The 22,832-nt window shown below is 64.7% G+C and carries 27 protein-coding genes; 12 read left to right on the top strand and 15 right to left on the bottom strand.

The annotated features are described in order from the left end of the window. Nucleotides 1-2 precede the first annotated feature (2 nt). From bioB to Q4G24_RS09440, 3 genes are read left to right on the top strand one after another with little or no spacing between them, the layout of a single operon-like run. A complete protein-coding gene (gene bioB, locus Q4G24_RS09430; RefSeq protein ID WP_303366270.1) occupies nt 3-986 on the top strand; it encodes a biotin synthase BioB in 984 nt (327 codons plus the stop codon). A gap of 49 nt (nt 987-1,035) precedes the next feature. Next, nucleotides 1,036-1,647 (top strand): dethiobiotin synthase, encoded by a 612-nt coding sequence (gene bioD / locus Q4G24_RS09435; protein WP_303366271.1) that lies wholly within the window; start codon nt 1,036-1,038, stop codon nt 1,645-1,647. Continuing rightward, nucleotides 1,648-2,889 carry an adenosylmethionine--8-amino-7-oxononanoate transaminase gene (locus Q4G24_RS09440; protein WP_303366272.1) on the top strand — a complete coding sequence of 414 codons (1,242 nt, stop codon included), beginning with the start codon at nt 1,648-1,650 and terminating at the stop codon, nt 2,887-2,889. Here Q4G24_RS09440 and Q4G24_RS09445 read toward each other — a convergent pair. After that, nucleotides 2,886-4,313: a Glu/Leu/Phe/Val dehydrogenase gene (locus tag Q4G24_RS09445; RefSeq protein WP_303366273.1), complete on the bottom strand. Its 1,428-nt coding sequence runs from the start codon at nt 4,311-4,313 to the stop codon at nt 2,886-2,888. The genes Q4G24_RS09440 and Q4G24_RS09445 overlap by 4 nt on opposite strands. Before the next feature lie 207 nt (nt 4,314-4,520). Between Q4G24_RS09445 and Q4G24_RS09450 the strand changes: the two genes are divergently transcribed. The 3 genes from Q4G24_RS09450 to Q4G24_RS09460 all read left to right on the top strand — a co-directional run bounded on the left by Q4G24_RS09450 (nt 4,521) and on the right by Q4G24_RS09460 (nt 5,896). Then, on the top strand, nt 4,521-5,159 hold the full coding sequence (locus Q4G24_RS09450) for a TetR/AcrR family transcriptional regulator (protein WP_303366274.1): 639 nt from the start codon (nt 4,521-4,523) through the stop codon (nt 5,157-5,159). A 96-nt stretch (nt 5,160-5,255) separates the two neighbouring features. After that, entirely contained in the window at nt 5,256-5,537 is a 282-nt protein-coding gene (locus Q4G24_RS09455; protein ID WP_303366275.1) for an I78 family peptidase inhibitor, read from the top strand. Nucleotides 5,538-5,578: 41 nt separating this feature from the next. Then, entirely contained in the window at nt 5,579-5,896 is a 318-nt protein-coding gene (locus Q4G24_RS09460) for a DUF2794 domain-containing protein (RefSeq protein WP_303366276.1), read from the top strand. On the opposite strand, the gene Q4G24_RS09465 is transcribed toward Q4G24_RS09460, so the two are convergent. The 4 genes from Q4G24_RS09465 to Q4G24_RS09480 form a co-directional block, all read right to left on the bottom strand. Then, the gene (locus Q4G24_RS09465) at nt 5,893-6,684 is read right to left on the bottom strand and encodes a crotonase/enoyl-CoA hydratase family protein (protein WP_303366277.1); all 792 of its coding nucleotides are present in this window, start codon (nt 6,682-6,684) and stop codon (nt 5,893-5,895) included. The two genes, Q4G24_RS09460 and Q4G24_RS09465, sit on opposite strands and share 4 nt — an antisense overlap. A 3-nt stretch (nt 6,685-6,687) precedes the next feature. Then, nucleotides 6,688-7,614, bottom strand: coding sequence for an AEC family transporter (locus Q4G24_RS09470; protein ID WP_303366278.1), 927 nt, complete (start codon nt 7,612-7,614; stop codon nt 6,688-6,690). A gap of 61 nt (nt 7,615-7,675) precedes the next feature. Beyond that, the gene (locus tag Q4G24_RS09475) at nt 7,676-7,906 is read right to left on the bottom strand and encodes a sulfurtransferase TusA family protein (RefSeq protein WP_303366279.1); all 231 of its coding nucleotides are present in this window, start codon (nt 7,904-7,906) and stop codon (nt 7,676-7,678) included. Continuing rightward, nucleotides 7,896-8,414 (bottom strand): DUF2478 domain-containing protein, encoded by a 519-nt coding sequence (locus Q4G24_RS09480; RefSeq protein WP_303366280.1) that lies wholly within the window; start codon nt 8,412-8,414, stop codon nt 7,896-7,898. The genes Q4G24_RS09475 and Q4G24_RS09480 overlap by 11 nt, the downstream gene beginning before the upstream one ends. A gap of 167 nt (nt 8,415-8,581) precedes the next feature. On the opposite strand from Q4G24_RS09480, the gene Q4G24_RS09485 reads away from it, so the two are divergent. From Q4G24_RS09485 to Q4G24_RS09505, 5 genes are all read left to right on the top strand, one after another. Continuing rightward, the gene (locus Q4G24_RS09485) at nt 8,582-8,890 is read left to right on the top strand and encodes a hypothetical protein (RefSeq protein ID WP_303366281.1); all 309 of its coding nucleotides are present in this window, start codon (nt 8,582-8,584) and stop codon (nt 8,888-8,890) included. 128 nt (nt 8,891-9,018) lie between these two features. Further along, a complete protein-coding gene (locus Q4G24_RS09490) occupies nt 9,019-9,474 on the top strand; it encodes a GAF domain-containing protein (RefSeq protein ID WP_303366282.1) in 456 nt (151 codons plus the stop codon). Beyond that, complete coding sequence (locus tag Q4G24_RS09495; protein ID WP_303366283.1) at nt 9,452-9,844, top strand: GFA family protein; 393 nt, start codon at nt 9,452-9,454, stop codon at nt 9,842-9,844. Before Q4G24_RS09490 ends, Q4G24_RS09495 begins: the two co-directional genes overlap by 23 nt. Then, nucleotides 9,841-10,467, top strand: a complete 627-nt coding sequence (locus Q4G24_RS09500; RefSeq protein ID WP_303366284.1) for a LysE family translocator — start codon at nt 9,841-9,843, stop codon at nt 10,465-10,467. The genes Q4G24_RS09495 and Q4G24_RS09500 overlap by 4 nt, the downstream gene beginning before the upstream one ends. Continuing rightward, a complete protein-coding gene (locus Q4G24_RS09505) occupies nt 10,464-11,117 on the top strand; it encodes a pseudouridine synthase (RefSeq protein WP_303366285.1) in 654 nt (217 codons plus the stop codon). The genes Q4G24_RS09500 and Q4G24_RS09505 overlap by 4 nt, the downstream gene beginning before the upstream one ends. A gap of 1 nt (nt 11,118) precedes the next feature. On the opposite strand, the gene Q4G24_RS09510 is transcribed toward Q4G24_RS09505, so the two are convergent. Genes Q4G24_RS09510 through mutL form a run of 3 tightly spaced genes read right to left on the bottom strand, consistent with a single transcriptional unit; the run spans nt 11,119 to nt 14,051 of the window. Next, entirely contained in the window at nt 11,119-11,490 is a 372-nt protein-coding gene (locus tag Q4G24_RS09510) for a DUF3775 domain-containing protein (RefSeq protein ID WP_303366286.1), read from the bottom strand. A gap of 27 nt (nt 11,491-11,517) precedes the next feature. Further along, on the bottom strand, nt 11,518-12,207 hold the full coding sequence (locus Q4G24_RS09515) for a sulfotransferase family 2 domain-containing protein (protein ID WP_303366287.1): 690 nt from the start codon (nt 12,205-12,207) through the stop codon (nt 11,518-11,520). Beyond that, nucleotides 12,204-14,051 carry a DNA mismatch repair endonuclease MutL gene (mutL, locus tag Q4G24_RS09520; RefSeq protein WP_303366288.1) on the bottom strand — a complete coding sequence of 616 codons (1,848 nt, stop codon included), beginning with the start codon at nt 14,049-14,051 and terminating at the stop codon, nt 12,204-12,206. Before mutL ends, Q4G24_RS09515 begins: the two co-directional genes overlap by 4 nt. Before the next feature lie 123 nt (nt 14,052-14,174). Between mutL and Q4G24_RS09525 the strand changes: the two genes are divergently transcribed. Beyond that, nucleotides 14,175-14,351, top strand: a complete 177-nt coding sequence (locus Q4G24_RS09525; RefSeq protein WP_303366289.1) for a hypothetical protein — start codon at nt 14,175-14,177, stop codon at nt 14,349-14,351. A 21-nt stretch (nt 14,352-14,372) separates the two neighbouring features. Here the strand turns inward: Q4G24_RS09525 and Q4G24_RS09530 are convergent, their stop codons facing one another. The 7 genes from Q4G24_RS09530 to Q4G24_RS09560 all read right to left on the bottom strand — a co-directional run bounded on the left by Q4G24_RS09530 (nt 14,373) and on the right by Q4G24_RS09560 (nt 22,815). Beyond that, nucleotides 14,373-15,674, bottom strand: a complete 1,302-nt coding sequence (locus Q4G24_RS09530; RefSeq protein WP_303366290.1) for a pitrilysin family protein — start codon at nt 15,672-15,674, stop codon at nt 14,373-14,375. Beyond that, complete coding sequence (locus Q4G24_RS09535) at nt 15,671-16,972, bottom strand: pitrilysin family protein (protein ID WP_303366325.1); 1,302 nt, start codon at nt 16,970-16,972, stop codon at nt 15,671-15,673. Before Q4G24_RS09535 ends, Q4G24_RS09530 begins: the two co-directional genes overlap by 4 nt. 155 nt (nt 16,973-17,127) lie before the next feature. Next, nucleotides 17,128-17,682 (bottom strand): DUF3035 domain-containing protein, encoded by a 555-nt coding sequence (locus Q4G24_RS09540; protein ID WP_303366291.1) that lies wholly within the window; start codon nt 17,680-17,682, stop codon nt 17,128-17,130. A 30-nt stretch (nt 17,683-17,712) separates the two neighbouring features. Continuing rightward, nucleotides 17,713-18,294: a signal peptidase II gene (gene lspA, locus Q4G24_RS09545; protein WP_303366292.1), complete on the bottom strand. Its 582-nt coding sequence runs from the start codon at nt 18,292-18,294 to the stop codon at nt 17,713-17,715. Nucleotides 18,295-18,300: 6 nt separating this feature from the next. After that, a complete protein-coding gene (gene purH / locus Q4G24_RS09550) occupies nt 18,301-19,890 on the bottom strand; it encodes a bifunctional phosphoribosylaminoimidazolecarboxamide formyltransferase/IMP cyclohydrolase (protein WP_303366293.1) in 1,590 nt (529 codons plus the stop codon). Nucleotides 19,891-19,922: 32 nt separating this feature from the next. After that, on the bottom strand, nt 19,923-21,560 hold the full coding sequence (locus Q4G24_RS09555; RefSeq protein WP_303366294.1) for a heparinase II/III family protein: 1,638 nt from the start codon (nt 21,558-21,560) through the stop codon (nt 19,923-19,925). Between the two features lie 28 nt (nt 21,561-21,588). Then, complete coding sequence (locus Q4G24_RS09560; protein WP_303366326.1) at nt 21,589-22,815, bottom strand: RsmB/NOP family class I SAM-dependent RNA methyltransferase; 1,227 nt, start codon at nt 22,813-22,815, stop codon at nt 21,589-21,591. Nucleotides 22,816-22,832 lie beyond the last annotated feature (17 nt).

Here is a 22,832-nt window from a genome sequence, read left to right on the forward strand (position 1 = left end):
ACATGCTGCAACAGGCGGAATTGAACGAAACGGCGGCCCGCAAGGTCTGGACGCCCGAGGAGGCCCGCGCCGTTTTTGACCTGCCCTTCATGGATCTGTTGTTTCAGGCGCAGACCGTCCACCGCCAGCATTTCGATCCCAACCGCGTGCAGATGAGTCGGCTGTTGTCGATCAAGACTGGCGGCTGCCCCGAGGATTGCGGCTATTGCAGCCAGTCGGCGCATCACAAATCGGGTCTGTCGGCGTCCAAGCTGATCGAAGTTCAGCGCGTGATTGCCGAGGCTCAAAAGGCTCGTGACGCCGGGGCCACGCGCTATTGCATGGGTGCGGCCTGGCGCAGTCCCAAGGAACGCGACATGGAACAGATCGTCGCCATGGTCGAGGGGGTCAAGGCGCTGGGTATGGAAACCTGCATGACGCTGGGGATGCTGGACAAGGATCAGGCGCTGCGGCTGAAGGGGGCGGGGCTGGATTATTACAACCACAATATCGACACTTCGGAAGCGCATTATTCGAATGTGATCACAACCCGGACCTTTGCCGAGCGGCTGGATACGCTGGCCAATGTGCGCGACAGCGGCATCAAGGTTTGCTCGGGCGGGATTCTTGGCTTGGGCGAGGGGCAGCAGGATCGCGTGGATATGCTGGTGACGCTGGCCAACTTGCCCGAACCGCCCGATTCCGTGCCGATCAACATGCTGATCCCGATTGAGGGGACGCCGCTGGCCGATGCTGCCCCGGTTGATCCGATTGATTTCGTGCGCACAATCGCAACGGCCCGCATTATGATGCCGCGCAGCCATGTGCGCCTGTCTGCAGGCCGCACCGAAATGTCGGATGAGATGCAGGCGTTGTGCTTCTTTGCCGGGGCGAACTCGATCTTTGTGGGTGACACGCTGCTGACCGCCGACAACCCGGATGAGGATGTGGATAGCAAGCTGTTCGCCAAGCTGGGTCTGCAACCGATGGTGGCGGGGGAGCATTGAGCCCTTGGCCTGAAGGGTTCGGTTTGCTGGCGGCCGGGCCGGGGGCTTCATGGCGCATTTTGTGATCACAGGCACCGGAACCGGGATCGGCAAGACGGTTTTCGCGGCGGGTCTGACCGGGATGCTTGGCGCAACCTATTGGAAGCCCGTGCAATCCGGGCTGGCGGACGGGCGCGATTCCGAACGGGTGGCGGCGCTGACCGGGGTGCCAATCCTGCCGGAAGCATATCTCTTGACCGAACCGCTGTCGCCGCATCGCGCGGCAGAGCTGGACGGCGTGACCATCGACCCGGCCCGGCTGATCCCGCCAGATGCTGACCCTTTGGTGATCGAGGGGGCCGGCGGGGTGCTGGTGCCGCTGACCCGGAGGCTGCTGTTCGCGGATCTGTTTGCGGAATGGCAGATCCCGGTGATCTTGTGTGCCAGCACCGGGCTTGGCACCATCAGCCATACGGTTACGGCGGCGGAATCGCTGCGGGCGCGGGGGGTGCTGCTGCATGGGCTGGTCTTTATCGGGCCGGATAATCCTGACAATATCCGCACCATCGCTGATCTGACCGGGGTGCGGGTGCTTGGCCGCTTGCCGCATCTGGACCCGCTGACGCCTGATACGCTGGCAACCGCGATGCGCGCCGCCTTTGATCCCAAGGATTTTTGCTGAATGGCGATCCCTTCTGGCCCTGTCTGGCACCCGTTCACCCAGCACGCTACCGACCCCGCGCCGCCGCGCATCACCCGGACCGAGGCGCAATTCCTGTTCGCGGGCGACCGTCGGATTCTGGATGCGGTCAGCAGTTGGTGGGTGGTGACGCATGGCCACCGCCACCCGGCGATTATGGCGGCGATCCGCGACACGGCCGAGCGGCTGGATCAGGTGATTTTTGCCGGTCTGACGCATGAGCCTGCCGAGGCGCTGGCCGAGGCTCTGGTCAGCCTTGCGCCGGCTGGTCTTAACCATGTTTTCTTCAGCGACAGCGGATCAACGGCGGTCGAAGTCGCGCTGAAAATGGCGCTGGGTTACTGGCACCATTCCGGCCAGCCGCGCGGGCGGATCGTGGTGATGGAACACAGCTATCATGGCGACACCATCGGCACGATGAGCGTGGGCGAAAGACGGGTGTTCAATGCCGCCTATGGCCCGCTGATGTTCGACGTGGATCAGATCCCTTTTCCCGGCAATGGTGACACGTTGGCGGCGTTCGAGGCACTTTGCCAGCGGGGTAATATCGCGGCGCTGATTGTGGAACCTCTGGTGCTTGGTGCGGGCGGTATGCTGATCTATGGCCCCGAGGTTCTGACCGGGCTGCGCGCGGTATGCGACCGGCATGGCGTCTTGCTGATTGCGGATGAGGTGATGACCGGATGGGGGCGCACCGGGACGCTTTGGGCGTGCGGTCAGGCCGGGGTTGCGCCGGATATTCTTTGCACATCCAAGGGCCTGACCGGGGGCGCGATCCCCTTGGCGGCGACGCTGGCAACGGGTGCGATTTTCGACGCGCATTATTCCAGTGACCGCAGCCGGACGTTCTTTCATTCGTCCAGCTATACCGCCAACCCGATTGCCTGCGCCGCCGCGCTGGCCAATATCGGCATCTGGCAAGATGAGCCGGTTCAGGCCCGGATCAACGCGCTGACCGCGATGCAGGCGGAACGGCTGGCGACATTTGCCGATGATCCGCGTTTTGCCAACCTGCGCCAATGCGGGACGATTGCCGCGCTGGATCTGGCAGGGGGCACGGGTTACATGGCCGAGGACGGGCCACGGCTGCGGGCGCATTTTCTTGATCGCGATTTGCTGATCCGGCCCTTGGGCAGCAGCATCTATCTGCTGCCGCCCTATTGCGTGACCGGCGATGATCTGGACCGCTGCTATGCCGCGATCCGCGATTACAACCGCCCTTAAAGCCCAAGTGAACGATAGCTGGACGCGATCCGGTCAATGGCGACGACAAAGGCCGCCGTGCGCAGGTCGGGGATGCGCCCGTCATTATCCATGGTCGCCAACATGGTCTGAAACGCCGTGCGCATGGTGTCATCAAGGCCCGACCGGACCAGCTCCAGCTCATCCGCGCCCTTGATGTATTTGTGTTTGAAATCCTCGGAAAGCGTCCAGCCAAGGCCGCGATCCGCCGACAGGCGCTCCAGCTCATCGACCAGCAGGCGGTGGCGGGCTTCTTCCTGACGGCGCTCCATCCGGCCGAAATTGATATGGGACAGGTTTTTGACCCATTCGAAATAGCTGACCGTGACCCCGCCGGCATTGGCATACATATCAGGAATGATGACCACGCCGCGATTGCGCAGCTTTTCGTCGGCTTCGGCGGTGACGGGACCGTTGGCGGCCTCGACGATCAGGCGGGCCTTGATGGCGTCGGCATTGCCGGCATGGATGACGCCCTCGATGGCGGCAGGGATCAGGATGTCGCAATCGGTTTCCAGCGCCGCCTGACTGTGGGGCAGGTAATCCGCGCCGGGGAAATCGCGCACGCCGCCGGTGGTGCGGATGTGGTTGCGCAGCGCGTCGATGTCCAGCCCTGAGGCGTTCAGCACCGCGCCGTCGCGTTCAACCACGCAGGTGATCCGGGCGCCGTCCTCGGCGGACAGGAATTTGGCGGCGTGATAGCCCACATTGCCAAGCCCCTGCACGATCACCCGCTGGCCCTCCAGCCCGCCGGACAGCCCTGCCTTGGCAATCAGCGCCGGGTGGCGAAAGGCTTCGCGCAGCGCATATTGCACGCCGCGCCCGGTGGCCTCGACCCGGCCGGCGATGCCGCCAAAGTTGATCGGCTTGCCGGTGACGCAGGCGCGGGCGTCGATGTCATCGGGGTGCAGGCGCTTATAGGCATCGGCCATCCATGCCATTTCCCGCTCGCCTGTCCCCATATCCGGCGCCGGGACGTTCTGCGAGGGCGAGATCAGATTGCGGCGTGACAATTCATAGGTAAAGCGGCGGGTGATGCGCTCCAGCTCGTCCTCGTCCCAGGCGCGGGGGTCGATGCACAAACCGCCTTTGGAGCCGCCAAAGGGCAATTCCACAATGGCGCATTTATAGGTCATCAGTGCGGCCAGCGCCTCGACCTCATCCTGATTGACGTTCAGGGCGTAGCGGATGCCGCCCTTGACCGGCTCGTGATGTTCGGAATGGACGCTGCGATAGCCGACAAAAGTGTGAATGGCCCCGCGCAGCCGCACGCCAAAGCTGACTTTATAGGTCGAGTTGCAGACGCGGATCTTCTCCTCCAGCCCCGGATCAAGGTCCATCAGCTTTGCCGCGCGGGTGAACATCTGGTCCACTGAATCACGGAAAGACGTGTGTTGATGTGTCATATCAGCCTCTTACAGTTGCGCATTGTGTCAGGATGGTAACGGTTCGGAAATGATTCGCGGTGATGTAACTCTCCTATCGGGATTATCTTGAACTGATGTAACAATCCCTGATAGATTCGTCTGGATTTGTCTGTTAAGGGGCCTCTATTATGTCCCATATGTCTGATTTGTGACCGCCAAGGTCAAATTAACAAGCTGAGAACGACCATGTCCAAAGATATTCAGATCACGAAAGGACGAAAGTTCGATCAGGTCGTCGAAGGTGCGCGCAAGGTTTTTCTGCGTGACGGATTTGAGGGCGCAAGCGTTGATGATATTGCCCGCGAAGCAGGTGTCAGCAAGGCGACGCTGTATAGTTATTTTCCCGACAAGCGATTGATGTTCATGGAAATCTTCCGGTCCGAGATCAGCCGGGAAACCACCAATGCGCGGGCGCTGGTCGATGTTGACCTGCCGGTGACGCAGGTTCTGCCGTTCATTGCGCAGATGATCGCGGCGCATCTGGTGAGTGAGTTCGGGGTGCGGATCTTTCGGTTGGCCATTGGTGAGGCCGAGCGGTTTCCGACCCTCGCCCGCGAATATTACGAGAATGGCGCGATGCTGCTACGCAGTCAGCTCACCGAATATTTTCGCAAATGCGTCGAAAAAGGTGAGCTGAAGATGGACGATGTGGCGCTGGCCGCAGATCAGTTCGTCGAGCTGTGTTCGGTCTCGATTCACGACCGCGCTTGCCTGCTTGGTCCCGACAGTGTGGACGAAAAGCAGTCGCGGCGGGTTTGTGACGGGGCGGTGCGGATGTTCCTGTCGGCCTATGGCACCGAGGGCAACAAGGCTGCGTCTTTCTGACGCCACGGCCTGCGGGTTGCATAAAGTTTTAGGTATTATTCCTTTGGTTGCGCAGGGTGGTGCTGCTATCCTGTGGCCAGATATGGGGATAATATGATGAAGCGGATTGTTTTCCTGACATGTGCCGCCCTGTCACTTGCGGCTTGTGCGCAGCCTGATGTGGTCACGCCCGGTCAGCCGCCGGCATCTGATGCCTGCGGTGCATCGCAATGGCAGGTTCTGGTGGGGCAGCCGGGCAAGGCGCTGAACGGGCTGACCCTGCCTGCGCCGCACCGGGTCATTCCTTTTGGTTCGGCAGTGACGATGGACTATAGCCCCGACCGGCTGAATGTGGAACTGGACCGGGCCGGCCGGGTCGTGGCGGTTGCCTGTTACTGATCGGGCTGGACAGCGGGCCGCATCGGGCGCAGTCTGGGGGCATGAACGCCTATGCTGCAATGGACCGCATCGCCTTTGACCGTCAGGAACTGGCGGTGATCCTGTCGCTTTATGGCCGGATGGTTGCCGCCGGGGAATGGCGCGACTATGGCATGTCTTTTCTGCGCGATGTCGCGGTGTTCAGCGTCTTTCGTCACACCGCCGAAAACCCGCTGTATCGCATCGAAAAGCGCCCCAAGCTGCGACAGGCGCAGGGGCAATATGCGGTGATTGGCATGGACGGGCGCATCCTGCGGCGGGGCCACGATTTGCGCACCGTCCTGCGGGTGCTGGAACGCAAGCTGATCCGCAGCGTTTAGGCAGGCTTGATCTTTGGTCCGGTGCCTTTGGCAAAAGCATCCAGCCGGGCGCGGGCTTCGGGTTGGGTGTTGACCACACCGGCCACGCAGGCTTCGGCATAGGCGGCATCCAATGCGCTCATGTTCTGGACATGCGAAATGGCCGAGCAGATGGCAAAGTTCGTCAGTGGCAGGTTTTGGGCGCAGGTGCGGGCCAGCTCCAGGGCTTTGGCCTCGGGGTCGTCCACCAGATATTGGGCCAGCCCGACCTCGACCGCATCGGCCCCCTTATACAACCGCCCGGTCAGCATCATATCGACCAGCCGTGCCTGACCGATCAGCTTGCCGACGCGGATCGTCGCACCGCCGCCGGTGAACAGCCCGCGCTGACCTTCGGGCAGGCCAAAATAGGTGTCGGGGTCAATCACCCGGATATGCGCGGCGCTGGCCAGCTCAAGCCCGCCGCCGACAACAGCGCCTTTCAGCGCTGCGATGATCGGCACACCACCATATTCCATCTTGTTGAACGCCTCATGCCAGCGCAGGCAAAGTTGCCAGAAGTCGGCGGGGCTGCGGTCGGCGTCGTGATGCTCGACCAGATCCAGACCGGCGCAGAAATGCGGACCTTCGGCGCGCAGGATCGCGGCACGGGCCTTGATCCGGGGCAGGGTCGCAAAGACCTCGATCAGTTCTTCGATACTGGCCGCGTCCAGCGCGTTGCGCTTGGTCGGGCGGTTCAGCGTGACGGTGGCGATGCCATCGCCGCCCAGATCAACGCGCAGATTTTGCAGATGTTTGAAATCACTCATGGTTCAGCCTGTTAGCCAGTGGATGACAAGGGGAACGGTTAGCACGCTGACCGCCGTCGAGATCAGAATGGCGGATGAGACCCGCTGCACGCCAGTGCCGAAATGTTCAGCCAGCATATAGACGTTTCCGGCCACAGGCAGGGCCGCAGCGGCCACCATGACGCCCGCCGCGAAAGGTTCCACGTGAAACAATCCAAAGGCCAGCAGCCCCACGGCCAGCGGATGCAGGATCAGCTTGGCAACGGCCAGCCAGGCGGCGGGGGCCAGCCGCCCCATGCTGCGCCCGGCCAGCGATGCGCCAATGGCGAACAGTGCGCCGGGGGTGGCGGCATTGCCCAAGAGGGTCAGGAACTCGGCCATTGGGGTGGGCATGGGCAGGCGAACCGCACCCCACACCAGCCCGGCCGCCATCGACACGATCATGGGATTGGCGACGATCCCCCGCAACAGGGGGCGCAGCATCGAAGGCGACAGCCGCCCATGCGCCGCCGCTGCCATGATGACGGTGATCAGCGTGGAAAACACGATCATATCCAGCGCCAGCACCATCAGGATCGGCCCAGCGGCGGCTGGCCCAAGCAGCACCACCAGCATCGGCACCCCCAGAAAGCCGGTATTGCCGGTCATGGTGCAATGCGCCTCCATTGCCGCATCGCGCAGGGGCAGGTGACGGGCGCGGGCGACGACCAGTGCCAAGGCCCAGACGGCAAGGCTGCCGATGATCCATGCCGCGACAAAGCGCGGGTCGAACAGCACCGCAAGGTCCAGTCCCGAGGCAAAGCGGAACAGCATCGCGGACAGGGCGAAATAAAACACGAACCGGGTCAGCCAGGCGGTTGCGGCAGGCGGGAAGAACCCGCGCCACCCGGCCAGCCAGCCAAGGCCGACCAGCCCGAAAAAGGGCAGGGTCTTGAAAAAGACCTCAAGCATGGCTGATCCGTCCCCCCGTTTGCGCCAGCAGACTGCCAAGGCGCGGCGGGCTTGGCAAGCCTCAGCCGCGCTGGATCAGATAACGGCGGATGCCGGGGGCGGTTTCGGCGCTGTCCAGCAGCAGATGCCCGGATTCATTGCAGAAATGCGGCATGTCGATCACCGCTGCCGGGTCCGAGGCCAGCACCGCCAGCACCTGCCCCGGTGCCATCGCCAACAGCGCCTTGCGCGCCCGCAGGACCGGCAGCGGACACAGCAGCCCGATGGCGTCAATTTCGCGGTCAGGTGTCATGTGTGTCATGGGCGGCGATCACGCGGCGGCACCAGCCTTCCAGCGCCTCGGGGGCGGTTTCATGGGCCATATCCCCGGCGAAATCGGTGAAGGCAGTACGGTATTCGGCAGGCACATGCAGCACAACCGGCACACCGGCCTGTATCGCCGCTGCAATGGTGCTGCAAAAACCGCGGCCAAAGGATTCCTGCTTGGCGAACTTGGACAGGATCACCAGATCCGCACCTGCCAGCCGGGCCTCGACCTCGGCGGCGGCTTGTTCCAGCCCTTCGGGCAGCAGGCGGCAGCCGGTCGAGCCTGACCCGAGCGATTGCGAAATGCGGATCGGTGGCAGGTCGGCGCCAAGGATGGTCAGGTCCATGTCGCAGGCGCAATCCGCACCACGATCCGCATTGACCTGAACCGCGCCCGTCACCGCATGATCCTGCGCCAGCCGTTCCGCCAGCACGGTCAGAAGCCGGTCGGCGGTTCCGCGCGCATCTGCGGACAGGGTGAAAAATGCCAGCATAACTTGTCCCTTTCGGCCCGTCAGCATAGCCCTTGCCACAGGCGGCGCAAGCGCGGATCGGCAGTTCATTGCCAGTGCAATTTTACATGGGAACGGAAATGGTTGTGCCGCGTTACCATTGCAATCGCGCCGGATCATGGGCGCATGTTCTTATCAAGGAGACAGCGATGTCTGACCATAACACCGATCCGAACCGCCCTGTGAACCAGACCACCGTGAATGGCGGCGGCAATTCGATCGCGCTGATTATCGTGATCCTGCTGGTTGCGGCGGCCGCTGCCTGGTATTTCCTTGGCGGCTCGGGCGGCGGCAGCGAGACGGCTGGCGGTGACACCAACGTAACCGTCACCACCGAGGCCCCTGCTGCTGACAGCGCGCCTGCGGTTTCGGTCGAGACCACCGACCCGGCCCCTGCCGATGTTCAGGTTGAGGTCGAGCCTGCACCCGCGGAAACCGCGCCTGCTCCTGCCAACTAAGCAGTAAGCAGCAGGCAACAGCATCCGGCACCCCCCTCTTGCCGGTCTCGGCCCCGCAGCCCGTGTTGGCTGCGGGGTTTCGTATATCCCCCCTGTCGCAGCGCCCGGACCCGCGCTAAAACAGGCGCATGATGCGCGTAATTTATCCCGAACTGGCCGCCCGTATCCGTTCTCTGACCGAGGGAGAGGACGACCTCGTTGCCCTGATGGCCACGCTTGCTTGCGAGATTCACCATTCCGACGATCGTTTCGACTGGACCGGCTTTTACCGCGTGGTCGCGCCGGAATTGCTGAAGATCGGGCCGTATCAGGGCGGGCATGGCTGTCTGGTCATTCCGTTTTCGCGCGGGGTCTGCGGTGCGGCGGCACGGACCGGGCAAGTGCAGCTTGTGCCGGATGTGGACGCGTTTCCCGGCCATATTGCCTGCGCCAGCAGCACCCGCTCCGAACTGGTGATCCCGGTGCGCGGTCCACAAGGGTTGCTTGCCGTGCTGGACATTGACAGCGACCAGCCAGACGCCTTCACGCCTGACGACGCCCGCGCCTTGCAGGAGATTCTGGATGCAACATTCCTTGACCCATGAGGGCGGCTGCCTGTGCGGCGCGGTGCGGTTCCGCTTTGACGGGCGGGTGACGGACCCCGCGGCCTGCCATTGCAAGCAATGCCGCCGCTGGTCGGGCCATGTCTGGGCGGCCTTTCCGGTTGATGATGCCGTGCTGACCATCACCGGGGATGTCCGCTGGTTCCGTTCATCTCCGCAGGCGCAGCGTGGTTTTTGCCCGGTTTGTGGATCGTCGCTGTTCTGGCGTCGTGATGGGGCGGGACAAACCGACCTTGCGCTTGGGGCGCTGGACGACCCCACCGGGCTGCGGCTGGAGCGTCATATCCATACTGCCGACAAGGGCGATTATTACGATATTTCGGACGGTTTACCACAGGACGCGCAGGAATGATCTGGGACACGCTGGCCAATATCCCCACGGCTGAATTGCTGGCCTTTATTCTTGGCGGGCTGGCGCTGAACTTTGCGCCGGGGCAAGATGTGTTCTTTGCCAGCGCCTGCGGCTTGCAGGGCGGCCCAAAGGCCGGGGCGCTGGCCGGGTTCGGTGTCGGGTTGGGGGTATTGTTCCACCTGACGCTGGCGACGGCCGGGCTTGGCGCGGTAATGGCGGCGCATCCTCAGGCGCTGCTGGCAGTCAAATATGCGGGGGCCGCCTATCTGCTGTTTCTGGCATGGAAATCCTGGCACGCAGGCCCGGTTGATCCGACCGCCCGCGCGGCCCGCAGCCCTTGGAACATCATCCGGCGCGGGGCCTTGTCCAATATCCTGAACCCCAAGCCGGTGCTGTTCCTGCTGGCGTTTCTGCCGCAATTCGCGCGGGTGGAATATGGGCCGGTCTGGCAGCAAATCCTTGGGCTTGGGCTGATTTTCGCCCTGACCGGCACGCTGGTGACGATGCTTTACGGGCTGGTCGCGGGCATGGCTGGGCAGGTGCTTGGCCGCCATATGGGTATCCTGAACCGGGTTGCGGCGGTGATGTTTGCGGCGCTGGCGGTGCGGCTGGTGGCGAAATGAGCGGCTTTACCTATGCTCCGCCCGCTGATCCGCCACGGGTTCTGTATGATGATGCGGATATTCTTGTGGTGGATAAGCAATCCGGCCTGCTCTCTGTGCCGGGGCGGGGGGATGACCGCGCCGATTGCCTGATTAACCGGCTGCGCGGTGCCTTTCCCACGATTCTGCTGGTGCATCGGCTGGATCTGGATACTTCGGGGGTGATGGTCTTTGCGCTGACCCCTCACGCACAGCGCCACCTGTCCCGCCAGTTCGAGGAGCGACGCACAAAGAAAACCTATGTCGCGCGGCTGGCCGGGCGGCTGGAGCCGCGGACGGGCCGCGTCGATTTGCCGCTGATCGTGGACTGGCCGAACCGGCCCCGGCAGATGGTCGATCACGAAAACGGCCGCCCGGCACAGACTGATTGGCGCGTGGTTCGGGCCAATGATGCAGAAACGCGGGTGCGGCTGATGCCGGTGACGGGGCGCAGCCACCAGTTGCGGGTGCATATGGCGGCGCTTGGCCACCCGATCCTTGGCGACCCGCTCTATGCGACAGGTGCCGCGCGGGATGACCACCCGCGTTTGATGCTGCACGCGGAAGGCCTGCGTTTCGCGCACCCGGAAAGCGGCGTGCAGATGGGCTTTTCCGCACCGGTCCCGTTCTGAATCAGACGGGTTTCAGCAGGTCGTCGGCCTCATCTTCGGGGTCAAGGCCAAGCGCATCCATGCCGGCCTCAAGATAATCGGCCAGCCGGGGTTCACCCATCAGGTAATCCTCGGTCGGAGTGGATTTTTCGGCTTTGGCGGTCTCGATCGCCTCGGCCAGATCGGCGGCGTCAAAACTCTCGCGCCCAATCCACATGACGGCGACAAGGTTGGCCTGTTCGTCCTCATTCAGCGAGGCAATGAAATCATGCAGTTCCGTCCGGGTGCCATCGCCACGACGGTGGCCGTTATGCGCCCATGCGTCGATGCCGCTGTCATATTCGCGGGCGCGGATGATGACATGAGCAATCTTGTCGGCACTGATTTCCAGCATGGTCGGCCCCCCTTGGTGTTACTTCCATTATTGCCGCCCTTGCGCTGGGGTCAATGGGCCGCCCTGATCCAAAGGGCCGAATTGCCAGCCAAACCGGGCAATATCCCCGGCAGCGGCGCGGGCAATGATCTCAGCGGTTTCAGAGGTGTGTATCTGGCGGTAATCCGCATGGTCAGAGCGGTTCACATGCGGCAGCGGCGGCAGGGTCAGGCCAAGCCGCTGACCCAGCCGGTTCAGATCAGCGACCAGATGGTTAAAGCGCAGGAAATGCGCCCGGTGTTCCTGTCCCTGACCGTCGGTCAGATAATGCCGAACCGGCACTGCCATCATGGCCTGTGTGTTCTGATGGCGGACGTAATCGACAAAGGGCAGGGTTTTGGCCAGCTCGATTGACGGGTGGCTGAACGTCTGCCGCTGCGACCAATGATACAGGCTGACGACCCAATCCCACGGGTTCCTGACTGTGGTTATGATGTGATATTGCCCAAAGATTGCCGGATCGACTACGCCCTCCATATCGGCCAGCGTCGAATGTTTCCACAGCCGTCCCTGTGCCTTTGTGCGATCCACCCGGCGCCGACGCTTGCGGCCTTCTGGTGTGTCGGCCAGTTCAATGTCATCAGGACCAAGCAAAGGCTCCAGCGCCAGTGTGACCGATGTGCCGCCGGTTTTCGGGATATGCACAAAGATCAGCCGGTGGCGGTGGGAAACAATCATTGGCTGCGCCCGAACAGCCGTTCGATGTCGGTCAGACCAAGGCGCACCCATGTCGGGCGACCGTGGTTGCACTGGCCGGATCGCGGGGTGCGCTCCATCTCGCGCAGCAGGGCGTTCATCTCCTCGGCGCTCATCCGGCGACCCGAGCGGACCGAGCCGTGGCAGGCCATCGACGACAGCACCGCATCGACGCGCGCTTTCAGGCGGTCGCTGCTGCCCTGATCGGCCAGATCGTCCAGAATGTCGCGGATCAGTGCCGGGGCGTCCAGTTTTGTCAGCAGCGCAGGGGTTTCCCGCACCGCCACCGCACCGCCGCCAAAGGGTTCGATCACCAGCCCAAGCACGGCCAGATCATCGGAAATGTCCATGATCCGCGCGGCGTCCGTGTCTGATAATTCAACGATTTCAGGTATTAGCAGCGCCTGTGAGGCAATGCCATTCGTCTCGGCCTGCGCCTTTAGCCGCTCATAAACCAACCGCTCATGTGCGGCGTGCTGATCGACGATCACCATACCGTCGCGGGTTTGCGCGATAATGTAATTTTCATGGATCTGCGCACGGGCTGCGCCAAGCGGGGCGTCCGGCAGGGTGTCGGGTTCAGGCTCGACGCGGGCGCTGGGGGCCTCGGCAAAGCCGGGAATGGCAGCGGGCGCAGGTGGCACCTGCATCGCAAAGGATGACTGCATTACCGCACCAGAGGGGCGATAGTCGCCCTGATAGGCGCGCACCGGCGTATAGGCGGGGCTGTTGTTGCCGGGGGTTTCCGGCTGAAACGCCGCCAGGGTCGCCGTCCCCACGGTCGAGGATGCCCGATGCCCCGCCCCTGCCAGCGCGTGCCGCAGGGCGCTGACCATCAGCCCCCGCGCGATGGCCGGTTCACGGAAACGCACCTCGGCCTTGGCGGGGTGGACGTTTACGTCAACCTCGGTCGGTGGGCAGGTGATGAACAACACCGCTGCCGGGTGTCGCCCCGAGGGCAGAACGTCCATATATCCCGCCCGCAAGGCTCCGATCAGCATTTTATCCCGCACCGGGCGGGTGTTGACGAACAGATGTTGCGCCACCGCCGCACCGCGCGAATAGGTTGGCAGCGCCGCAAAGCCGGTCAGCCGCAGCCCGTCGCGTTCCGCATCAATCGGCAGGGCGTTGTCGATGAAATCGCGCCCCATGACGCGGGCCAGCCGGGCATCCAGCGCCTGCCACAAATCGCCGGATTCCGGGTCGGCGCGAAACAGCACCCGGTCGCTGTCGGTATCGGTCAGGGTAAAGCCCACCCCCGGTTCCGCCATCGCCAGACGGCGGATCATATCGACAATCGCCTGCGTTTCGGCCCGGTCGGTGCGCATGAACTTCAGTCGTGCGGGGGTGGCGAAGAACAGATCGCGCAGCTCGACCACGGTGCCGGGGTTGGCGCTGGCGGGCGCCACCGGGCTGATGCGCCCAGCCTCGACGCTGATGCGGGCAGCGGCTTCGCCCCGTGCGCGGCTGGTGATCGTCAGCCGCCCCACCGCGCCGAGGCTGGGCAGGGCCTCGCCCCGGAAACCAAAACTGCGGATGTTCAGCAGGTCGCCGCCGTCGATCTTGCTGGTGGCGTGGCGTGACAGCGCCAGCGGCAGATCATCAGCGGTCATTCCGCAACCATCATCACTGACCCGGATCAGCCGTTTACCGCCCCCGGCAATGTCTACGCTGATGCGTGTCGCCCCCGCATCCAGCGCGTTTTCCACCAGTTCCTTGACCGCCGAGGCCGGGCGTTCCACCACCTCGCCAGCGGCGATGCGGTTGGCGGCATCTTCGTCAAGCTGGCGGATTACCGGGCGGATATGGGGGGCGGGCTGTGTCATGCCGCTATATTTAGCAATGCTGGTGGGTTTTTCCATTGGAATTGACTTGTCGCGGAACTTTTACCCAAGGTCAGGGGCTATATTCACATAGCGCCGGATGGTCCGGCTGAAGGAGTGGTAACGATGAAAAAACTTGGTGTTTTGGCCGTTTGTGGCATGGTTCTGGCGGTTTCGGCCTGCGGCCACAACGCGGGCGAGCGCGCCCTGACCGGCGGCACGGCCGGGGCTTTGGCTGCGGGTCCGGTTGGCGCGGTTGCGGGTGCAACCCTTGGCGCGACCGGCGCGGTTCAGGTGAAATAATCCCGGTTTTCCGAGGGGAGGTCACATCCCCTCGGGCCGCCCCACCAGCACAAATTGCAGCCGTGCCGGGTCCAGATAGTCACGCGCCACGCGGGCCACATCCCCGGCTGTTACGGCATTGATCTGGTCATTGCGGGTGTTGATATATTCCACCGGCAGGCCCATCAGTTGCATCCCGGCCAGAATCCCCGAAATCCGGTTGTTGCCGTTGAAGCGCAGCGCATATTCGCCGGTCAGATAGGTTTTCGCATCTGACAATTCCTCATCGCTGACGCCCTCTGCCAGACTGCCCCACACCTGCCGGATCAGGCTGACGCCCTCGGCCACCTTGTCATTGGCCGAGGCCATGCCCCCCGACCAGCTATCACCATAGCTCTGCGTCACCAGCGAAGTGCCGATGCCATAGGTCAGCCCGCGCTTGTCGCGGATCTCATCCATCAGCCGACTGGAAAAACCACCGCCGCCCAGAATGAAATTGGCGACGAAAGCCGGAAAGAAATCAGGGTCATCCATCGCCAGACCGGGCTGTGCAAAGGCCACCACGGTCTGCGGGCTGTCCCATCCGATCACCTCGGTGCCACCCTGCGACTGCCATGTGGCGGGGGTGGGCAGAGGGGCGCTGCCGGTCTCGGGCAGGCCGCCAAGGATATGATCCAGCATCGCGCCCAAATCATCGGCGCTGATGTCACCTGCTGCACCAATCACCACGCGGTCGCGGGCCAGCGTGCGGCTGGCGGCATCCAGAAGGTCATCGCGGGTCAGCGTCGCAACCGATTCTGCTGTGCCGTTGGTGCTGCTGCCATAGGGGTGGTCGCCCCAAATCGCTTTGGCCAGCGCCTTTTGCGCGATGGCGTTCGGGTCGGTGGCCTCGGCCCGGATCAGGGCCTGCACCTGCCCGCGCACCCGCTCCACCGCATCCGCATCGAAACGCGGCGCGGTCAGGGCGTCGCGCAGCAGGTCAGCGGATGCGGCACGGTTTTCGGTCAGTGCCTGCATGGTGACGGTTACGGTGTCGTCATCGCTGTTGAAGCCCAGCCTTGCGCCAAGCTCCTCGGCGGCCTGCGCAAAGGCGGTCGCGTCACGATCCCCTGCGCCTTCTTCCAGAAGGCCGGTCATCAGCGTGACCTCGCCCCGCTTGCCGGGTGCATCCATCGAAGCGCCGCCCCGAAACATCAGCGTCAGCGCGGTAAAGGGCAGGGTATCATCCTGCACCAGCCACGCCTTGATCCCGCCGGGCGAGGTGACTTGCTGAATATCCACCGCGCGGGCGGGGATGGCGGCCAGCAGGGTCAGGGCAATGGCGGTTGCGATAGCGCGGATCATTGTGCGGCCTCCTGTTCAGGCAACAGCCAGCCGGTGACACTGGCCGGGCTGGTCAGCACTTGCCGGGCGGCGGCCATGACCTGATCGGTGGTGACGGATTCCAGAAGATCGGGCCATGCGGCCACGTCATCCACGGTCAGGCCGGTGGCCAGCGCCATGCCATATTCATAAGAGCGCCCATGTGCCGAATCGCGGGTATAAACGCGGCTGGCCCGCAGTTGTGCCTTGATCCGGTCAAGCTGCGCGGCATCCGGCCCGTCGGTCAGGAAATCGGCCAGCGCCTGATCCAGCGTGGCTTCGGCATCCTCGGGTGAAGTCTCGGGGGTCGGCACCATGGAAATGCTGAACTCGGTCGGGTCAAGGCTGGTCCCGTCATAGCCTGCGCTGACTGAAACCGCCTTGCCGGTCAGCATCAGCTTTTGCGCCAGAACCGAGGTCTGCGACGACCCGCCCAGCAGCGCGGCCAGAATCGTCAAAGCCGCCGCCTGTTCCTGATCGCCGCTGTTCCTTTCCGGGGCCAGAACCGTGCGCACCAGCATCGGTTGCGAAACGCGGGCGTCGGTCATTTCCAGCCGCCGGGGGGCAAGCTGCGCAGGTTCTTGCGGGCGCGCTGCGCGCTGCGCATCCGGGCGGGCGGGGATGCTGCCGTAATATTCCTCGGCCAGTGTGCGGGCCTGTTCCGGGGTCACGTCGCCGGCCAGAATCAGAATGGCATTGTTGGGTGCGTAATAGCGGTCATACCACGCAATCGCATCGTCACGGGTCAGCGCGTCCACCTCGGCCGGCCAGCCGATCACCGGGCGGCGATAGGGGTGGTTCATATATTGCACCGCGCTGTGCTGTTCCCCGAACAGCGCCTGCGGGTTGCTGTCCACCCGTTGCGCGCGTTCCTGCATCACCACATCGCGCTCGGTCAGCCAGTCATCGGGGCTGATCTTCAGATTGGCCATGCGGTCGGCCTCCATCCCCATCACAAGGGGCAGGCGGTCGGCGGCGATGCGCTGGAAATAGGCGGTATAGTCATAGCTGGTAAAGGCGTTATCCATGCCGCCATTGCGGGTCACGGTGCGGGACAATTCGCCGGGGGCCAGCTTGTCGGTGCCTTTGAACATCAGGTGTTCAAGGTAATGCGCAATCCCGGATTTGCCCGGCTGTTCGTCGGCGGAACCGACCTTATACCAGACCATCTGCACCACAACCGGGGCGCGGTGGTCCTCAATCACCACGGTTTCAAGGCCGTTGGGCAGGGTGAAGTGGGTCACGCCCGGCGCGTCCTCGGCACCCGCAGGCAGAACCATGGCGGGCAGGGCGGCGGCGCAAAGCGCAGAGGTCAGGATCAGATGGCGCATCAGAGATTCCCGGCTGGTCGTTGCCGGGTCAAACTGACCTTTACAGCGGGAAAAATCCAGCCACCTCGCGCCAAGGTGACTGGATCGGGGTTAGTGCAAGCCCGTTAACGCAGGAACGGGTCTGTGGTTACGCTTTGGCGGTTGTCATCTGCCGAGGGCGCAAAGGACGGCACCCGCGCACCGGCGCGGCGCCAGCGTTCGGCCTCGGCCCGGCTGTCCAGCATTTGCGGGCGATAGGCACGGACATAGACGTTGCTATGGGCCATGATCTCGAAGAAGCGGCGGCTGTTGCGGGACCGGAAGCGTTCATCCTCGGCCGCCAATTCGCTGCGGATGGCCGAATCGCGGCCCGCGCGGGCGGTATAGGCCAGCAGCGCCTGATCCGCCGCCGGGGCGGCCCCCGTCACCGCCAGCGCCGCCGGGTTGCCGCCAAGCGCGGCGACCGCATCGGCCTGCGGGGTCGGATCGGTGATGTTGCTGCCGCCCGGAGTCGGCTGCGGCAGGGTGTTCAGGTCGGGCGGCATCTGCAAGGGCCGGGTCGGCAGGATGGCGAATTCATCCGGGCCTTCCTGCGTGCCGTCAAAGCTCATCAGTTGCGGGTTGCTGCTGCACCCGGCAAGGGCAAGACCTGCCACCACAATCACCGCCAAAGCCCGCATCTGCCGTCCCTTCCGACTGTTTCGCCCCTTTTAGCGTGGTTTCTTGCCGCCGTCACGGGTCTTGTCGCCCGGTTGCAAAACCAGCCCGAAAGCGCCGATGAAAATGGCAATATCCGCCACGTTGAAGCTGTAGGGGTTATGCCAGCCCGGCAATGACATATTCAGGAAATCCGCCACCGCGCCATAGGTCAGCCGGTCGATCACATTGCCAAGCGCACCGCCGATCAGAACCCCGGCGGCGATCTGCGCCAGCCTGCCGGGGCGGTTGCGCCACAGCCACCAGCCAACCCATGCGCTGATCCCCAGCGCCACCGCGATCAGCAGCCAGCGGGTCAGGTTCTGATCCGAGGCCATCAGGCCAAAGTTCATCCCCTGATTCCACGCCATGCGCAGGTTCAGCCAAGGGTCGATCAGATCAATGGCCCCCACGCGGTCAAGCTGCATGATATGCACGACGATATATTTCGTCGCCTGATCCAGCAGCAACACCAGCGCCGCCGCCCAAACTGCAGGGGCCAGCCCCGGTGGGGGGGCCGCTTTGGTGCGGGGCTTGCGCGGTTTCGCCGGGGCTTTCGGCACCGGTTTTGGGGTGGTTTTTGTCTCGTCCGTCATGGGCGGTCAGTGCCGGAAATGCCGCTGGCCGGTAAAGACCATCGCCAGACCCAGCCGGTTGGCGGCCTCGATCACCTCGGTATCGCGCATCGAGCCGCCGGGCTGGATCACCGCCCGCGCCCCGGCCTCGGCCAGCGCCTCGATCCCGTCGGCAAAGGGGAAGAACGCGTCGCTGGCGACCGCCGCCCCATCGGTCAGCGGCGCGGCAAGGCCAAGCACCTGCGCCGCGTCCTGCGATTTGATGCGACCGATGCGGGTGCTGTCCACGCGGCTCATCTGGCCCGCGCCGATGCCGACGGTGGCCAGATCGCGGGCGTAAACGATGGCGTTGGATTTCACATGTTTGGCGATCGTCCATGCGAACAGCAGGTCGGCCAGTTCGGCTTCGGTCGGCTGGCGTTCGGTCACGACCTTCAGATCGGCGGGGGTGACATGGCCGTTGTCACGGCCCTGCACCAGAAACCCGCCCGCGACCTGACGAAAGGTCAGCCCGCCCGCCTTGGGGTCCGGCAAACCGCCGGTGGTCAGCAGGCGCAGGTTTTTTTTGGCGGCAAAGACGTCGCGCGCCTCGTCGCTGGCCGAAGGGGCGATGACCACTTCGGTGAAAATCTCGGTGATGGCGCGGGCGGTGTCGCCGTCCAGCGGCTGATTCAGCGCGATAATCCCGCCGAAGGCGCTGGTGCGGTCGCAGTCAAAGGCGCGGCGATAGGCGTCAACCGCGCTGTCGCCACGCGCCACGCCGCAGGGGTTGGCGTGTTTGATAATGGCGCAGGCGGGGCCTTGGGCCGGGTCAAACTCGGCCACCAGCTCGAACGCGGCATCGGTGTCGTTGATGTTGTTGTAGGACAGTTCCTTGCCCTGCCATTGCCGGGCGGTCGCCACACCGGGGCGGTTGGAACCGTCGGTGTAAAACGCCGCTGCCTGATGCGGGTTCTCGCCATAGCGCAGCGGTTGCGCCAGCGTGCCGGCAAAGGCGCGGCGGCGTGGGGTGTCCTGCCCGATCGCCCCGGCCATCCAGGTCGAGACCGCCGCATCATAGGCCGCCGTGCGGGCATAGGCGATCTGCGCCTGTTGCTTGCGAAAGGCCAGCGAGGTTGCGTCGTCATTCGCGTCCAGTTCCGCCAGCAGTGCGTCGTAATCGGCCACGTCCACGATGGTCGTCACAAAAGCGTGGTTCTTGGCCGCCGCGCGGATCATCGCCGGGCCGCCAATGTCGATATTCTCGATGCAATCGGCGTAATCGCCGCTCTTGGCCACGGTTTCTTCGAACGGGTAAAGGTTCACCACCAGCAGGTCGATCCCCTCGATCTGATGGGCCTGCATCGCGGCCAGATGCTCGTCATTGTCGCGCAGGGCCAGCAGGCCGCCGTGAACCTTGGGATGCAGGGTTTTCACGCGGCCGTCCATCATCTCGGGAAAGCCGGTGACATCGGCGACATCGCGCACGGTCAGCCCCGCTTCGCGCAGGGTCTTGGCGGTGCCGCCGGTGGACAGCAATTCCACCCCTCGGGCGGCCAGTTTGCGGGCGAAGTCAAGCAGCCCGGTCTTGTCGGAAACCGAGATCAGCGCGCGGGTCAGGGGGATGCGGTCGGTCATGTCAGGGGCCTTTGGCTATGTTCGGGTCGGGTTCAGCTAAACCTTGCCTGCGCGAAGGTCCAGCCGATCTGAATACCTTGTGCGGCAAGTTCGGTGGTCAGCACGATCTGTTGGCTGGCGACGGGCTGCGGCAGGCTGCTGTCCAGCCAGGCGGTTGGCTCCAGCGACAGCTCCGCCACGCCGTCATGGCCGAATTGCCACAGCTCGCCGCCGGGCAGGTCCAGCGCTACCCAGTTATCGACGATTTCCGCGCCGATATCGGGGTGCAGGTGAAAGCGGATGGTAAAGGGCAGCGGCATGCCGCCGGTGGCCTGCTGAAGCTGCGCCATCTGCGCGTCGTTCAGCGCGGCCAGCGAATCCTCGCCCATCAGGCGCAACCCGTCGGGTTCCAGCCATAGCTCGCGCATATGGGTCAGCCCGTGGCTGTCCTGCCAGCCGTTATGCCCGGCCAGCAGATGCGCGACCTCGGCGGTATGGGCGGGGCCGGTGTCGGGGGGCAGCAGGTTGCCATCGGCATCGGCCTCTCCGGCCCAGACGCGGGTGGGCAGGTCGGTCAGCCGGTCGCCCGCACCCTTGGCACCGCGTTCCAGCCGCGAGGATGACAGCCCGGTGACGCACAGGGTCGAATGGCAGGGGGTGGCCCGGCTGGCCCGCGACCATGCCGCGCCGAACATCCGCCCCGAGCCGCAGGACACCACCAGCGGCACCCGTGCCACGGTCAGTTCGAACCCCAGCGTCGAGGCATGGGCCGTGCGCGCGTCCCGCCCCGAAGGCGGCGCGGCGGCGTCCAGCATCAGCGTGGTGCGGCCCCTTGCCATGCGGGCGTAACCCATGGCAAGGCCGGGTTCCGTCAGCGCAGGCCCTTTGGCGGCGCGCAGGCATTGATCCAGCCGCCCCGGCGCCCCGCGCCCGCCGCCGTGAAAGCGCGGCAGCATCCCATCGGCATGGCGCAGGCTGCGCAGGACTGGCGCGGTGCGGTCGATGGTGTCGCGGATCTGCTGTGGCAGGGTAATGCCGTGGGTGGCGGCAGCCTCGGACACCCAGACCAGCAGGGCGAAACAGTCCAGCAATTGTTCCGGGTTGCGCGACGGCAGCGTGCCGTCGGCCATGACCACCATCTGATCGGCCAGCCCGTTCAGCGCCGCCGCTGCCCGCATTTCCGCCCCTTTCAGCGAGGTGGCGGCGATGAACAGCCCGGCCAGCGCCTCGATCCGGGCGGGACCAGAGGGGGCCTCGGCCCAATGCGTCGTCAGATGGGCAAGTTGTTCATGCAGCGAATCAAAGATCGGGCCAGAGCGGTCGCGGTCCAGTCCCGGCAGGATCATGCCGCCGTGAAACACCCAGCGCAGTACCCGCCGCCCGGTGATCGAGGGCCGCCATTCGCGCGAATCATCGGGGTTCGGATGCGCCGCGATCCAGTCCAGCACCCGCGCCTGCGCCAGACTGCGGGCGGCGGGCGTGTTGACGGCGGCCAGATCGTCCAGCCAGCGGAACCCGTGCAATTCATCGGCATAGCCCGCCGAGGGCGGCTTTTGCGTGAAAGGATCACCATTCAGCGTGCCACCGGGCAGGCGCAGTTCGCCGCCCACGATGTCCTGCCCGCGGGTGGGGTTGCCAAGCGCCTTGGGTTCCGGCGGGCGGGTAAAGCCATGCGGGCGGTCATCCGACATCGGGCGTCTCTCCTTCTGCCGAAAGGGTTTACGGCCTGCCGCCCCCCTTGCGCAAGCGGGCAAGGTAGAACCCGTCCATCCCGCCGCGTTCCGGCCAGAAATCAGGCCGCAGCCGCAGGCCGTGGGCGCTACGCCAGCCCGGTTCGATCCATGCCGCTTCGGGGATTTCCGCCGTCAGATCGGGGTGGCGGGCAAGGGCAGCGGTGATCTGGTCCTCGCCCTCATCCGGCAGCAGCGAGCAGGTGGCATAAACCAGCCGACCGCCTTCGGGCAGTCGCGCGATGGCGTGGTCCAGCAGCCGGGTTTGCAGCGCGGTGATCGCAGGCAGGGCGCCGCCGTCGCGGATCAGCGGCAGGTCGGGATGGCGGCGGATGGTGCCGGTGGCAGAGCAGGGCGCATCCAGCAGAATTGCATCCGGCGGGCTGTCCGGGTGCCAGTCCAGCGCGTCGCCGGTAATGATTTCCGCCGTCAGCCCGCAGCGGTCAAGGTTCTGGCGCAGCCGCTCCAGCCGGTCTGCCGACAGGTCCAGTGCCGTGACCTTTGCCCCGGCTGCGGCCAGTTGCAGCGTCTTGCCCCCCGGCGCGGCGCAGAGGTCCGCAATGACCTCGCCCGGCTGCGGGTCCAGCAGGCGCACGGCCAGCGCGGCGGCGGCATCCTGCACCCACCAGTCGCCCTCGGCAAAGCCGGGCAGGGTGGAAACCTGTGTCAAGGCCAGCCGCAGCGAGCCGGTGGGCAGGGTTTCGCCCATTGCGGCCAGTGCGGGCGGAAAGCTGGTTTTCGCGGTCAGGTCCAGTGGTGCGCCTGCCTGATGGGCGGCTTCGATCGCCGCGACGGCATCCGCACCCCAGGCCGCCAGTAACGGCTTGCGCAGCCAGTCCGGCAGGCGTTGCGGTGGCAGCGCGGCCCATGCCTCGCCCGCATCGGCCAGTTTGCGCAGCACCGCATTGACCATGCCGCTGGCCGCCTGTCCCTTTTGCCCAAGCGCACGTGCCGAGGCCACGGCGGCATTGACCACGCCATGCGGGGCCTCATGCAGTTCCAGCATCTCGACCGTGGCCAGCCGCAGGATGTCGCGGATGTCGGGGCGCGGGGCGCGGTGCAGATGCGGGGCCAGCAGCGTGTCGGCCCGGCCCTGATGGCGCAGCGTGGTCAGGGCCAGCCTTTGGGCGCGGGCGCGGTCGGCAGGGGGCAGGCTGTCCAGCATATCGGCCTGATCGGCAAGGCTCGCGCCATCACGGACGCCGCGCAGCAACATCAGCGCGGCGGCGCGGG

The sequence above is a fragment of the Paracoccus sp. (in: a-proteobacteria) genome (assembly GCF_030538695.1).
Lineage (GTDB): Bacteria > Pseudomonadota > Alphaproteobacteria > Rhodobacterales > Rhodobacteraceae > Paracoccus.

Coding starts and splice junctions, on each gene's coding strand:
- bioB (WP_303366270.1), top strand. CDS start 3: ATGCTGCAACAGGCGGAATTGAACGAAACGGCGGCCCGCAAGGTCTGG.
- bioD (WP_303366271.1), top strand. CDS start 1,036: ATGGCGCATTTTGTGATCACAGGCACCGGAACCGGGATCGGCAAGACG.
- Q4G24_RS09440 (WP_303366272.1), top strand. CDS start 1,648: ATGGCGATCCCTTCTGGCCCTGTCTGGCACCCGTTCACCCAGCACGCT.
- Q4G24_RS09445 (WP_303366273.1), bottom strand. CDS start 4,313: ATGACACATCAACACACGTCTTTCCGTGATTCAGTGGACCAGATGTTC.
- Q4G24_RS09450 (WP_303366274.1), top strand. CDS start 4,521: ATGTCCAAAGATATTCAGATCACGAAAGGACGAAAGTTCGATCAGGTC.
- Q4G24_RS09455 (WP_303366275.1), top strand. CDS start 5,256: ATGAAGCGGATTGTTTTCCTGACATGTGCCGCCCTGTCACTTGCGGCT.
- Q4G24_RS09460 (WP_303366276.1), top strand. CDS start 5,579: ATGAACGCCTATGCTGCAATGGACCGCATCGCCTTTGACCGTCAGGAA.
- Q4G24_RS09465 (WP_303366277.1), bottom strand. CDS start 6,684: ATGAGTGATTTCAAACATCTGCAAAATCTGCGCGTTGATCTGGGCGGC.
- Q4G24_RS09470 (WP_303366278.1), bottom strand. CDS start 7,614: ATGCTTGAGGTCTTTTTCAAGACCCTGCCCTTTTTCGGGCTGGTCGGC.
- Q4G24_RS09475 (WP_303366279.1), bottom strand. CDS start 7,906: ATGACACCTGACCGCGAAATTGACGCCATCGGGCTGCTGTGTCCGCTG.
- Q4G24_RS09480 (WP_303366280.1), bottom strand. CDS start 8,414: ATGCTGGCATTTTTCACCCTGTCCGCAGATGCGCGCGGAACCGCCGAC.
- Q4G24_RS09485 (WP_303366281.1), top strand. CDS start 8,582: ATGTCTGACCATAACACCGATCCGAACCGCCCTGTGAACCAGACCACC.
- Q4G24_RS09490 (WP_303366282.1), top strand. CDS start 9,019: ATGATGCGCGTAATTTATCCCGAACTGGCCGCCCGTATCCGTTCTCTG.
- Q4G24_RS09495 (WP_303366283.1), top strand. CDS start 9,452: ATGCAACATTCCTTGACCCATGAGGGCGGCTGCCTGTGCGGCGCGGTG.
- Q4G24_RS09500 (WP_303366284.1), top strand. CDS start 9,841: ATGATCTGGGACACGCTGGCCAATATCCCCACGGCTGAATTGCTGGCC.
- Q4G24_RS09505 (WP_303366285.1), top strand. CDS start 10,464: ATGAGCGGCTTTACCTATGCTCCGCCCGCTGATCCGCCACGGGTTCTG.
- Q4G24_RS09510 (WP_303366286.1), bottom strand. CDS start 11,490: ATGCTGGAAATCAGTGCCGACAAGATTGCTCATGTCATCATCCGCGCC.
- Q4G24_RS09515 (WP_303366287.1), bottom strand. CDS start 12,207: ATGATTGTTTCCCACCGCCACCGGCTGATCTTTGTGCATATCCCGAAA.
- mutL (WP_303366288.1), bottom strand. CDS start 14,051: ATGACACAGCCCGCCCCCCATATCCGCCCGGTAATCCGCCAGCTTGAC.
- Q4G24_RS09525 (WP_303366289.1), top strand. CDS start 14,175: ATGAAAAAACTTGGTGTTTTGGCCGTTTGTGGCATGGTTCTGGCGGTT.
- Q4G24_RS09530 (WP_303366290.1), bottom strand. CDS start 15,674: ATGATCCGCGCTATCGCAACCGCCATTGCCCTGACCCTGCTGGCCGCC.
- Q4G24_RS09535 (WP_303366325.1), bottom strand. CDS start 16,972: ATGGTTCTGCCTGCGGGTGCCGAGGACGCGCCGGGCGTGACCCACTTC.
- Q4G24_RS09540 (WP_303366291.1), bottom strand. CDS start 17,682: ATGCGGGCTTTGGCGGTGATTGTGGTGGCAGGTCTTGCCCTTGCCGGG.
- lspA (WP_303366292.1), bottom strand. CDS start 18,294: ATGACGGACGAGACAAAAACCACCCCAAAACCGGTGCCGAAAGCCCCG.
- purH (WP_303366293.1), bottom strand. CDS start 19,890: ATGACCGACCGCATCCCCCTGACCCGCGCGCTGATCTCGGTTTCCGAC.
- Q4G24_RS09555 (WP_303366294.1), bottom strand. CDS start 21,560: ATGTCGGATGACCGCCCGCATGGCTTTACCCGCCCGCCGGAACCCAAG.
- Q4G24_RS09560 (WP_303366326.1), bottom strand. CDS start 22,815: ATGTTGCTGCGCGGCGTCCGTGATGGCGCGAGCCTTGCCGATCAGGCC.